Annotated in this window: 13 protein-coding genes; 5 read left to right on the top strand and 8 right to left on the bottom strand. The window is 33.1% G+C overall.

Features of this window, described 5'->3' with window-relative positions:
- Positions 1-17 precede the first annotated feature (17 nt).
- On the top strand, positions 18-1,097 hold the full coding sequence (locus tag EKM64_RS04115; protein ID WP_125675888.1) for a phosphomevalonate kinase: 1,080 nt from the start codon (positions 18-20) through the stop codon (positions 1,095-1,097).
- Positions 1,090-2,139 carry a type 2 isopentenyl-diphosphate Delta-isomerase gene (fni, locus tag EKM64_RS04110; protein ID WP_125675886.1) on the top strand — a complete coding sequence of 350 codons (1,050 nt, stop codon included), beginning with the start codon at positions 1,090-1,092 and terminating at the stop codon, positions 2,137-2,139. Before EKM64_RS04115 ends, fni begins: the two co-directional genes overlap by 8 nt.
- Here the strand turns inward: fni and EKM64_RS04105 are convergent.
- The 4 genes from EKM64_RS04105 to EKM64_RS04090 all read right to left on the bottom strand — a co-directional run bounded on the left by EKM64_RS04105 (position 2,128) and on the right by EKM64_RS04090 (position 6,411).
- The gene (locus EKM64_RS04105; protein WP_125675884.1) at positions 2,128-3,474 is read right to left on the bottom strand and encodes an RsmB/NOP family class I SAM-dependent RNA methyltransferase; all 1,347 of its coding nucleotides are present in this window, start codon (positions 3,472-3,474) and stop codon (positions 2,128-2,130) included. The genes fni and EKM64_RS04105 overlap by 12 nt on opposite strands.
- Before the next feature lie 8 nt (positions 3,475-3,482).
- Positions 3,483-4,454, bottom strand: a complete 972-nt coding sequence (locus EKM64_RS04100; RefSeq protein WP_125675882.1) for a hypothetical protein — start codon at positions 4,452-4,454, stop codon at positions 3,483-3,485.
- Between the two features lie 156 nt (positions 4,455-4,610).
- Positions 4,611-5,378, bottom strand: coding sequence for a hypothetical protein (locus EKM64_RS04095; RefSeq protein WP_125675880.1), 768 nt, complete (start codon positions 5,376-5,378; stop codon positions 4,611-4,613).
- Positions 5,379-5,388: 10 nt separating this feature from the next.
- On the bottom strand, positions 5,389-6,411 hold the full coding sequence (locus tag EKM64_RS04090) for an acyltransferase (protein ID WP_164505294.1): 1,023 nt from the start codon (positions 6,409-6,411) through the stop codon (positions 5,389-5,391).
- 168 nt (positions 6,412-6,579) lie between these two features.
- Here EKM64_RS04090 and lepB point away from each other — a divergent pair, with 168 nt between their 5' ends.
- From lepB to EKM64_RS04075, 3 genes are all read left to right on the top strand, one after another.
- Complete coding sequence (lepB, locus tag EKM64_RS04085; protein WP_125675876.1) at positions 6,580-7,245, top strand: signal peptidase I; 666 nt, start codon at positions 6,580-6,582, stop codon at positions 7,243-7,245.
- Between the two features lie 45 nt (positions 7,246-7,290).
- Positions 7,291-7,476, top strand: a complete 186-nt coding sequence (locus EKM64_RS04080; RefSeq protein WP_125675874.1) for an LBP_cg2779 family protein — start codon at positions 7,291-7,293, stop codon at positions 7,474-7,476.
- Between the two features lie 243 nt (positions 7,477-7,719).
- Positions 7,720-8,601, top strand: coding sequence for a helix-turn-helix domain-containing protein (locus EKM64_RS04075; protein WP_125675872.1), 882 nt, complete (start codon positions 7,720-7,722; stop codon positions 8,599-8,601).
- Here the strand turns inward: EKM64_RS04075 and EKM64_RS04070 are convergent.
- From EKM64_RS04070 to EKM64_RS04055, 4 genes are all read right to left on the bottom strand, one after another.
- Positions 8,591-9,205 (bottom strand): TetR/AcrR family transcriptional regulator, encoded by a 615-nt coding sequence (locus EKM64_RS04070; protein ID WP_125675870.1) that lies wholly within the window; start codon positions 9,203-9,205, stop codon positions 8,591-8,593. The genes EKM64_RS04075 and EKM64_RS04070 overlap by 11 nt on opposite strands.
- A gap of 250 nt (positions 9,206-9,455) precedes the next feature.
- Complete coding sequence (locus EKM64_RS04065; protein WP_125675868.1) at positions 9,456-10,649, bottom strand: DUF2075 domain-containing protein; 1,194 nt, start codon at positions 10,647-10,649, stop codon at positions 9,456-9,458.
- A 60-nt stretch (positions 10,650-10,709) separates the two neighbouring features.
- Positions 10,710-10,895, bottom strand: coding sequence for a 2-hydroxymuconate tautomerase (locus tag EKM64_RS04060; protein ID WP_125675866.1), 186 nt, complete (start codon positions 10,893-10,895; stop codon positions 10,710-10,712).
- Between the two features lie 246 nt (positions 10,896-11,141).
- On the bottom strand, positions 11,142-12,494 hold the full coding sequence (locus tag EKM64_RS04055) for a hypothetical protein (protein ID WP_125675864.1): 1,353 nt from the start codon (positions 12,492-12,494) through the stop codon (positions 11,142-11,144).
- Positions 12,495-12,876: the final 382 nt, after the last annotated feature.

Genomic DNA, 12,876 nt, shown 5'->3' with positions numbered 1-12,876 from the left:
TGAAAGGTATGATATTTTTGTCTACAGGAAAAGCACCTGGGAAGTTATATTTAGCAGGAGAATACGCTGTTGTTGAAACTGGTTTCCCTGCTGTTATCGCTTCAGTTAACCAGTATGTTACTGCCACAATCACTCGCTCCGAGGATGGTGGCACAATTCAATCTAAAAATCTTAATAAAGAACTTATTCACTGGGACCGACAAGGTACAGAATTAGTTTTTGACGATACTGAAAGTCAATTACAGTACATCTTGGCGGCCATTAATTTTGTAGAAAAATATGCTTTAGAGAAAAACAAAGAATTAGCATATTATGACCTACTAGTTACAAGTGAGCTTGATTCAAAAGATGGCAAGAAATATGGTCTAGGATCATCAGCCGCTGTGACTGTTGCCGTTGTCAAGGCTTTAGGAGAGTTCTATAAACTCAAATTAACGCCAATAGATATTTATAAATTAGCTTCTATCGCTCACTTATCTGTTCAAGGGAATGGCAGTTTAGGAGATATTGCTGCAAGTGCCTTTGGCGGTATCGTAGCCTACAAATCACCGGACCGTAACTGGGTCTTTAACATAATTCGTAATCACAGCTTATCAAAAGTTCTTGAACTTAATTGGCCTGATCTTGAAATTGAAACTTTGATTTTGCCCAGTGATCTCGAACTAACTGTCGGTTGGACTGGTTCCCCAGCCTCAACTTCAATCTTAGTTGACCGCATTGCTTTGACAAAAGCTCAAAAAGTTGAGAAATATCAAAACTTCCTAAAAGCAAGTCGTAAGAGTGTTGAGACACTTATTCACGGATTTAGAACTTGCAATTCTGAATTGATCAAAGAAATGATCAATCAATATCGTACTTTGTTAGCTGATTTGGCTGAATTTAGTAACGTTCATATCGAAACAGAATTGCTCACTGATTTATGTGATATAGCGCAAAAATTAGGCGGTTCTGCTAAAACGTCCGGTGCTGGTGGCGGAGATTGCGGGATTGTCATCAGTGATCGTGATTTAAACTTAGATTTATTAGAGGAACAATGGAAAAAGGTTGGTATCACTCCTCTATCCTTAAAAATCGGAGAAATAATTGCCAATGCCTAAACAAGACAAACAAATTCAACGTAAAGTCGAACATCTATTTCTGGCCGAAAAGTACTATACCGACGAATCATTCGCCGATTTTGATAATGTTAGATTATTACACGATGCATTGCCTGAACTAAATTATCATAATATTGATTTGTCAGTTGATTTCCTAGGTTTCAAAGCCAGTTTGCCGATTTATTTTAACGCTATTACTGGTGGATCTAAGCAATCAGCACAATTCAATAATGAATTATCGAAACTAGCTCAAGAAATAAACGTCCCCGTATCAAGCGGCTCAATGGGCGTTTATTTTAGAATACCTGAAACTGCTGACAGTTTTAAAACTTTACGTAAAAATAACCCAGACGGATTTGTAATTGCCAATGTTTCTGCTAAAGCAACACCAGAGATGGCACAACAAGCAGTTGATCTAGTTTCAGCTAGTGCTCTGCAAATTCATTTAAATGTCACCCAAGAACTCGCTATGCCTGAAGGCGATCGTGAATTTATTTGGTTAAAGAATATTCAAGACATTATTGAAAATATTTCTGTGCCTGTAATTGTCAAGGAAGTCGGATTCGGAATGTCACAAAATACTATTCAAAAATTAAAAAATATTGGTGTAATGCATATTGATATCTCTGGTTTTGGTGGAACTGATTTTGCTCAGATAGAAAGTGCTAGAAATCATGAATTAGATCTCACGTACTTAGATCAATTTTCTCTTTCTACTGTTGAATCACTAATCGAAACTAAACCATTCCAAAATGACTTAGACATCTTTGCTTCAGGTGGAATTCGTACACCAATGGATGTTATCAAAGCATTGAAAATGGGTGCTAAGTCAGTTGGTATGTCTGGACTAGTATTACATCATCTGCAAAAATATTCATACGAAGAAACAAGACTCTTCTTTGAAAGCTTTATCGTTCAATTAAAAGTGATCATGGCTAACATTGGTGCTCAAAACATTGAACAAATAAAAAAAGCCCCCATCATTTATGATGAAAGCTTGATAAATTATGCTAAACAACGTCAGATCAGTTTACTTCCTTAATCCTTTAGGATAAACATTTTTGATCTGTTTATTACTGTATCGACCCCAACTGAAGAGTTTACCTTGATAACTAAGGCCTATCCACTTATTGGAGAAATCCTGATCTACCATAACCGATTCACCATGCAAATACTTAGCAAATTGATCATCGGTTAATTCACATACTGAATTCAAATCATCTGGTTTGAGTGCTAGCATCCATGAGATGCTGGGCTCAAACCTATTTTTTTTGAGTTCTCCAAGTTTTAATCCATTACGTAACACGTGTAATTTTTTAAATCTAGTATCAAATGTAGCAGCTTGATAAAGGTCATCTTTAACTTTAAAAATTTCTGACAATGAATTATTAGTCAAATTTTGTTTAACAAATTTATCCAAATAACTCATTTCAACTTTTGTAGGTTGGTTTTTGAAGGTTCTAACTTTAGCCGAACTAGCGGAACCCGTTTTGATCATTTTACAAATAAAATGTCCTTCACCATTAAACTGATCCGGAAACATTCTTAGGGCCTTAGTTAAATCCTGATTATTATGTCCCCATTGTGGACGTCCATCTTCCATACCAGGATATTTTTTGATTGGTACAATTTCCATTTCTGGATGTCGCTCAACAAATTCAGAAATATTTTCTTCGTTTTCTTCGGGCGCAAAAGTACAAGTTGAATAAACTAATGTTCCGCCATCTTTTAATAGTTTAAAAGCCGAATCTAAGATATGCTTCTGTCGATTAGCACACTGTTCAACGTATTCCAATGACCAATATTGGACCGCTTCTGGATCCTTTCGAAACATCCCTTCACCAGAACATGGTGCATCAACTAAAATTCGATCAAAGTATCCTTCAAATCCATCTTCAAGATCTTTTGGCGAATTATTTATTACCACTGCATTCTTGATACCCATTCTTTCTACGTTTGAGGAAAGGATACGTGCTCGTTTGTTATTTATCTCGTTACTTACCAAAAGTCCCTGAGAGTCCATTATTGAGGCTAAATAAGTTGTCTTACTCCCTGGAGCTGCACAAAGATCGAGAACTTTCTCATCGGCCTGAGGATCAACAACCTCAGCAACATACATTGCACTTGGTTCTTGACTATAAACATAGCCAGACAAATGGTCGATCGAATTACCATCAATATCTCCAAAGTAACCGACCTTAGAATACTCAATTGGTTGTTCCAAACTGTATTGAACATTTTTATAATCATTTTTTAAAGGATTGAGTCGAAAAGCACTCTGACTATTTGTTTCAATGGCAGCAAATAACTTTTCTGACCTATCGCCTAGTAAACCATGATATTTAGTTTTAAACTCATCGCTTAAATTAACTCTCATTAAATCCTTCACTCCGTTCGTTTCACAAAAAATATTTGATGAAGTCCGACAATTATTGCCAAACCTAATGAACCAATCATAAACATGTTAAACGTTGTATGACTGATGATGACAATCTTCCAATTTACGATTAAATATCCTATTAAATAAGGAATCAGTGTATACAACAAATACCTAATTAATAAACCATTTCGATAATTATTCTTCAAATCACCAGTCAAATTAGATCTCTGAAGATCATACTTCAACGGAATCAGGATATAAAATTCAACTGCAATTGCCATAATAAACAATAAAACAATTCCAACCTTATAAAGTTCACCGTTATTTTCTACTTTGACGGCACTAAAATCATCCGTTTGAGGACTGTATTTATGGGCACTTCTAACGTGTAACGTCTTCTTGATCCTACTGTAACTTTCTTTAGAAGTGACCGCTTTTCCGTCCAACACAGTAATTACGTTCTTTAAAGACTTTTTGACTTTAGGCTGCTTAGGTGACAGCGAAATCAATGTTTGATTATTCAACAGATCAGAATTTCCAAAACCCATCGTACCAATCACTGAAATATAACGTTGACCTATCTTAATATAAGACTGACTCTGCGGCTTATAGTCTTCAATCTCAGAACTCTTACCTTGAACAGCAAATGGAATTTGAGACGAAAAATCGCTCTTAGAAAAATAACGTCCAGATATTATCGGTAATTTATCATTTCTTTTATAGTTATAAATATAGCCAATATCACTATTATTCTTATCAAAGAAGGTTATCTGATAACTGGTTAATTTTTTCTTATTCAAATCTTTGATTGCTGTAACTAAGTTCTTTTTAGAATTAGTTTCTAAAACGGTCGCATCTTCACTCATTCCTAAGCGATTCATAGTATTACTATATTTGATCGAATCACTTTTAGAAATAGCGGTTCCTGCTAACAGAACTAAAATAAATATGATAATACTAGAAATTATTTTTTTCATTCAATCCACCTAGTCTAACTAATACTTGTACGATAACTCATTTTACACTAATAGAGATAGTTCAACAAAACATGGTTAGCTTGTACGCACTGATGAAAATAGAAGCAGTAATCGATTTTGATTACTGCTTCTATTATGTATTAAGCACAAAAAACTCTACCTAATTAAATAAAGTCGATCACAAACAAGATCATAGTGAGAATACATTTTATTTAATTGCTCTATTTTAGGATCTTCAACTATTTCAGCATTTTCCCAAAATTTATGACTATTAGTAGCTCCATCTTTTTCACCTATCACAAAAAGCTTTATACCAGCTCTTCTAACCAATTGTAAAATATCATAATCAATTTCTTCTCGATCAGGACTCCAAGCTAATACCACAGCATCAATGTCTTTTTGATACTTTTCTAAAGCTGTTATAGCATCTAAATTCTCAACATCTACTAAAGTTTTCAATCCAGTTTGACTTTGCTTAGCCCAACTAAGATCATCGGTACAAATTGACTCCACACCAAAGTTCTTGAAACCACGTGAGATATAGCCATTACCGGCCATCAATTCTAAATATTTGGTATCAGGATATAACTCACTCCAAATCCTCATAAAATCTTCGGTTACTGTAGCCCAATATCCAAAGCGAATCTGTAAGTATGTTCTGAACTCACGTAAATTATGATCAAATTTTTCCAACTTTCTCACAGCATCATCGTATGACGGCCGATCCAAATCCATTAATGATCCTAAATAACTATAAAGATCCTTTTCGGATAACTGAAACTTCGGAAAGTGATATTTAGGCAGTCTCTTGTCTGACAAAGCTTGGCAAACATGATCCATAAAATCAATTCGAGCTTTAAAACGTTTTCCATTAGTAAGTTCATCTATTTCATCTCTTAATTCACCGATATAACTCAAACTCATGATATCACCTCTAAATTAGATACTTCTTTGCAACCGGAATCAGACTGATGATCCAAACGATAACCAATGAAATGATCGTTGCCAGTCCGAATACACCTAAAAAGTTCAAACTATTTACATAGTATTGTGCTAGACGAATACCGATACCGTGAACCAAGTATACCCCGTAAGTCAAAGGAGCAATATACTCGATGATTTTTCCCATAAATGGAGAAACTTTAGGATCGATTTTCTTGAATGATAAGAAAATCAATGCTGAAATGACTGGTACGAAAACTGATGGCTCGTATCCCGTAACAGGAATATGTACGCTGCTGTCATGATAAGTCCAATAGTTAATACTGATCATTGCTACCATCAAAATGACACTAACAAGTAGATTGACCGACAAATGAAGTTTCTTTGTATCTACCTTAGACAACTTATAACCCAAGATAAAGTAGCCTAATGATTTAGAAACAAAGAATAGATTACCAAAATTATCAACTTTAAAAATATCAGACCATGGACTTGGCATAGTGACAACCAAGAATGGCAAAATCATATTAGTAATAAACCATAAGATCAAAGCATAATTCAGCAATTTATCACTCATATTATCCACTAAAGCCTTGAGTATTGGTGAAAGCAGATAGAAGGCTATCAATGGATAGATAAACCAGTAGGCCTCTAGAACAGGTTGATGGTAAATCAATGACATATTTTTCAAAGTTAAATGCCATGAGAAACCGGTATTTGGATCAATATATTGGAAGAAAGCCGTCGAAACAAATGACCAAAACACAAATGGTATTAAAACACGTGTCAGCCGATGTTTGAATAGATACCCTACTCCATATGTTTTTTGACTATTTAAAATAGTCGCTCCACTAATCATAAAGAACAGTGGTACAGCCGGTGTAACAATAACAATCATTGCATTGGCTAAGTTCCAATAATTTGAAAATGATTTAGTGATCAAAATATCAGCACTTGAATGAGCCATAACCACACCAAGCATAGCCACGACTCTGATAAAATCAATATAGATCAATCTTTTCGATGAATTAATAATAACGATCCCCTTAAAATAAAATTCTTAAATATTATACAATAGTTAGTCTGTCAATTTGTTAATTAAAAAAATTTAAAAATGATACAATTATTTCCAATAATCTTCAAAAAGTGTAATATTCTAGTTAGTATACATACGAGGTGAATTATGGCAAACAATAGAACAAGACAAAAGCCTAAGAAGGAGGAAGAAGGCGGTTGGAAGTTTTGGTTGCAAACAATCGCATTGACCGCAGCCATCTACGCAGTCCTCTTCCTACTTATGCAGTTTGTTTTTTCAAATGACAAGGTTTCAGGACCCTCTATGCAACCGACCTTTGAAAACGGGGATAAGGTAATCGCAGTTCGACATACCAAGCTATCTCGAGGCGATGTAGTTGTTTTGAAGGCACCTGATGAACCAGGATCGTTTTATATTAAGCGTATCATCGGATTACCTGGTGATACAGTTGTTTCTAAGAATAATAAGATGTATGTCAACGGTAAAAAACTTGATGAATCATTCTTAGATGCGGGCTCCAAGGTAAAAGAACCAGATACAAGCATTTATGCTAATACACCATACAGCTATACTTATAATTTTACATTAAGCAAACTTGCTAAAGAATCATCAGAATACAAACAAAGATACAGCACAAGCTATCTTAAAAAGGTTGAAAAAACTAACAAAGTACCCGCAGGTTCTTACTTTGTTATGGGTGATCACAGAACCGTTTCTAAAGATAGTAGAATCATTGGTTTCATCAATAAGAAAAGTATCATTGGTGAAGTTAAATGGCGTTACTGGCCACTAAATAAATGGTCAACGTTTTAAATAATCTTGTCTTAATGCTATTATTTAACTAATGGAGGTAGTGATATGGATAAACCAAATATTGCTGAAACAATTATTCACTTTGAACGTGATAAAAATATGAACGATACACAATTTGCTTTTGAAAGTCACCTTTCAGTTGAAAGGATTCATAATCTTAAATCTGGTGATTATGAACCTACATCTGATGAAGCGAAAACAATCTTAGAATATATTAAGCTACATTCATAGTTGAGCATTCTCGAGTGAACCTTTAGGTTCACTCTTTTTTTGTATCATAAATTAAATTTATTTTTATAAATCAGTTCTATCAGACAACTATTCAAATCATTTACAATGTTCACTATTATTAATTATCCGAAAAATTATTTGACTCTGGCTTGGAATTATTTGAATATAATATTACTATAGATAATATATGAATAAGAATTAACCAGAATTTATTACTTCAAATAATATTAATTGAGGTGAAACATGCTTTTAGGAAAAGTCATTCAAAACAAACGCAAATCTCTTAATCTAAATCAGACTGAATTAGCTGATGGAATATGTACTCAAGCAATTATAAGTAAGATTGAAAATCAGAATTTATCTCCTTCTGTTGGCATACTGATCTCAATTTGCCAGAGGTTAAATCTCACTTTGGATCAAATCTTTTCAGAATTTTCTTCTCTGCCAACTAGTAATTTAGCTCAAGATAAATTTAAAAAATTAGATATTGCCATTCAACATGAAGATTACCAAATACTATCATCAGAATTACCAACAATAAAAGAAAGTGCACTCCCCTCTTCGGAGAAAATACACTCGCATTTTTTGTATGCCGCATTAGCAAAATCAAAGCAAGACTTCGACGAGGCCATTTTCCAATTAAACTATTCACTGGGATTATTAACTAATCGTAATAGCTTTTGGGGAACAATGATTTACTCAGCATTAGGGCAAATTTATCTGGAAAAACATCAAAATCTTAAAACAGGCTATTACTTTGATTTGGCTTACGCAAACATCGATGTTGTAGTCAATTCAAGAAGCGACTATTTTTACTATCGCTCTAATATCGTTAGATTAACTAAATGGTATACGGAACAAAAGGATTACGACCGCAGTGCATCACTGATCGATCTTGGGCTACATAATTTCGATAAGTTCTTTACGGCCAGATTCACTGATGAATTATATTATCTATCTGCTATAAATACCTTAGGAACTGATCCTATTGATTACAATAAATTGAGCCATGCTCTGACTACAGCAATAGCATTTGCTGATTATAACGCCAATAATGAATTGATGGATCAAATAAAGCAGTTCATGAATTCTAACAATATCAATGAACTAAAAATCAAACCCTAATAGTATTTCCAAATTGATCATCGACACCTAATAGATCATAGGGACTTAAATAACGTGATTTCAGAATGATATCAATAATTGTATCCTTGTTCTCAGGATGATCCTTAGACAGCCAATATGTAATTGTGCTGAGTAATCCAGATACAATTATTTCATACGCATAATCATTTGGAATCGTACCAACTGTCTTATTATTTCCTTTATCAAGATATAATCCCTTAATGATTATCTGTCGTAAAATATTTTTGATCTTTTCGCCAAACGAGGAAATCGTAAGGAGAACTTTTATCAAATCAAACTCTGATTCAATATATCCAATAATTAAATTTATCACTGGATAAGACTCATCATCCACTTTAATATTTTGTGATTTTGTTAATGAATTGAGATTATTATTTAAAGTTTGACTCAACGACTTTAAGACAGAATTTTCGTAACTCTTTAGCAAATCGTATTTATCATTATAATGGGCATAAAATGTACTGCGGTTTATTTTGGCAGTACTAGTAATATCTCTAACCGTTAAAGATTCAAATCCTTTGACCTTCATCAAATTGATGAAGGCTTTTTTTATTTTTGCACTCGTTTTAGTGTTTCTTCGCACAATACCACCATCCTTAATACAACACTATGTATATTTTAGCATAGTTATTCTGTAAATAGTTCAGATAAATCTCTCTGTTAAACCAACACTAAGATGGTTTAGTGGAAGCGTATTACTCTAACTGTTTAAATTTAATTTGATACTATTTGTATCATCTTCCCTTTTGCCAGATGCTAGATCGACAAAAAGAGCCAATATCCATTGTTTTGAATATTGACTCTTATCTTCTAATATTTTTTGTTATGTAACCTTATTTATTTGCTAAAAAATTATAGATCCTTTGATCATGAAAATAGATATATAGACCCTTGACCCCACGTTTTAATAAAACGTTCATAGAATTTTGAATGATCCTCTTTTTAGCTCGATCAATTTGGATAACATCATTTAAATGTCGCTTTTTAAAGGCCTCATGATCCTCATACTTAGCAGGATCAATTTTAATTTGACCATTCTTATCATAAACTACCGATGGTCCAATAATGACAGCAACATAATTCAGATCAAATCCTTGAATAGTGTAAATTGACCCTACTTCATTAATTGTAGATTCTTTCTCAGCCCAGGTCACATTAGAATAATTGTATTGATCCCATGGCAAATGAAACTTTCCCTCATTAACATAGTGCTTCTTACCATCTAAAGTTGACGGATAGTCTGCAGTTGATACAATACGAGATTTTTGGACTATTCTATTATCCAAACGTAGCTTCTGATACATCTCCTCTGCATCTTCGAATATTTTAAAATCATAGCCTTGATAAGTTCCTCCCAAATAATTATTAGATTTATTATCAATCGTATCAAGTTGTAGATTATTAGTTAAATCATCGATCCATCTAACTATTTTACGAGGGGCATTCATCCTCATTTGAGTATGAAGAGTGTTTAATTTATATCTTAAGCCAAACTGTTTAACTAGTTTATCGATAATTTGTTGAGACCAATAGCTTTTCATTTTTAATACTTGGCGCTCATCATAGACAATAACTACTACTCTACTGAGTTTAATAATTTCTTCCAATTGATTATTCTGAGAAAAATTATTATATTTATCGGCTTCACTTAGAAGTAAGTGAGCCTCATCAATCACGACAACATCAGCCTGTTTATGATTTTTATTCATTTTGTTAATAAAGGTAGTTGGGCGCAAGAATCTATTTTTACGTAATTCGGAAAATTCTCCAGCATTATCTTGATAGACTTTTAGAAGCTCTGGATGATTAACTAAGAAATAATTATCTTTATTGAAAACTTTCGCATCCTGTTCTATTTTTAAAAACAATTGAGTCAAGATAACGCTCTTACCAGTACCTGCATCACCATTCAGTTGGAATAACGATCTAGTATCGTTTGAATTGCTATGACAAAATTCTAATATCTCATTTAAAACATCTTGCTGCTCAATAGTAAGTTGTTTATTTGGTAAAACTGACTCTAACATATTAAAACTCCTCAAATAAAAAATCCGCATCGATAAAATCGACACGGACATTATTAATATCTATTCGTCGCTCTTAAGAACGCCACCAACAGCGTAACGATCTTTCTTCATCTCGTTCAAAACAACATGAATATGTTCCTTAGGCGCACCAGTATTTTTAGAAATGGCTTCAGTAACATCCTTTACCATTCCTTTTAATTGTTCTTGATCGCGTCCTTCGATTAGTTCGATATGTACTAGTGGCATAATTAACATTTCCCTTCAAAGTTGAGTTTTTTGTAAAAAGTTCTCTATAATCACAAGTATAAAACAGTTTGACAGTAATTTATAGGATTAATTTTATTATATCGGAATAGTTATAAAAAGCACTTAGACCTTGATTGGTTTAAGTGCTTCATTGGTTAATAATTATTTTTCAGATATCGCTGTATCAGCCTTTAATGTTATGGTGAAAGTTAATCCGTCTTTTGTAATTGTTCCACCATCAGTTTTTTAATTATTTATGTAGTCCTTATATGCTTGAGTTAAATCAGGGTCAAACATAATATCGTGACCACTATAAATTTTACCATCTGAGGTAATCCCAACGTTTCTGCCAACGTCAGACTCGTCGTTACCCTCTTCAGCAAGAGAATAATATAATCTATATACCATCGGCGTATCCTTTTTAATCCCGCCGGTATTTTCCTGGATCGGTAATGTTGCACCATCCCCAGCTTCTAAAACGTGAAAGTTTTCAGTATCTTCATCATCCTGATAATAATCTGTTACCCAATCAGCAAAATCTTCCTTAGTAGGAAAAACCTTTTTTACGGATGAATTATCATCGCTATCTTTTTGCATCTTTGAATCAAAGATTGATACTGAATAACTATTTAGATAGTCATCATATTTAAGTTGACTTCGTGAAGTGTCATCTGGGTATGCATCTTTCATTTTCCAACCCTTAAGTGAACTATCAACTAAAGTAAGAACATTATTTCGATATTTTAATTTCAATCTGTTTACGGCCAATGAATTGTCAGATTTCATATATTTAAAATCATTAAGATTCATCAAATTGCCATAATAAGCTTTTGATTGATTGGAAACATTCAAAGTCAAAATATGATTATTAGAACTATATGAATAAGTACCTTCAAACACAGTCATGACAGCGTTGTCCTTATCTGTATTTTTGCCTAAATAACCATATCTCCAGATGAAGCTATTCCCCTTGAAAGCAATGCCGTTCATTGATGTGTCCATACCATTTGAAGTAAAACCATGACCTGAAAATTTATTATAAGTATTATCATATTTCTTCATTTCATCTTGATAATGTTCTTTATAATTAACCGTCTTGGCATCTGTTGGATAAAGCTTGACGTTATTTACTGTACCTAATAAATAAGTCTTCTTATTCTCAATTTTAATCGGATGATTTTCAGCATCATTTAAAGTGTTATCTTCCCTTTGAACAATACTTGTTGGTGTATATCCCTTTAATAGAGCAGAATCACTATTGAATCTTTCTTCAGTAACACTAGCAATATTCATTGTTACATCACCATTCTTGGAAATATTGTAAGTACCCTTTTCTGTGAATCTTCCCGCAAATCCTTTAGAACTGATAATATCCTGAACAAAATTGCCATCTTTACTAAAATAAATAGAATATTTATAATCTGGATCTTTAACTGTTCCATTTCCTTGATGCAACCCTCTAAAATTGTGGCCTTTAATCACAATATTGCCACTTGATTCTTTTACGTTACTCAAATCAGCCTTTTTATTACCACAGCCAGCTATTACTAGTAAAAATAAAATACTGATAATTACTAGTATATAATTTTTACGCTTCATATTTCCCCCTCTATAACAAACACAAAAAGACGAATGTATTTGACTGTATTTTTAATATGTCGATTACATTCGTCTTTTTCTATATAAATAAGTATATACCAATATTATTAATTTAGGAAGTTAGGATTTAATATTGGATATTCAACCAATTAATAACTGCGAAATACTTCAGTACCCGTCAATTTATCATTTTTAAATAGCATTAAATTTAATCTGGAAATGAAAAAATCCCTTCATAGTCGTCGACTGAAATCATATTATTTCAGCTGACAAACATAAAAGGACTCTCACTAAAAATGCAAGGTACTGAGTATATAATTTGATACAGATAAATAAGAGCACTTCTGAGAAAATAAATCTTGGAGGTGCTTTTGCTTTGACT

Origin of the sequence: Companilactobacillus keshanensis (assembly GCF_003946205.1) — a bacterium.
Taxonomy (GTDB): Bacteria; Bacillota; Bacilli; order Lactobacillales; family Lactobacillaceae; genus Companilactobacillus; species Companilactobacillus keshanensis.
This window is presented reverse-complemented; position numbering and strand designations above follow the sequence as displayed.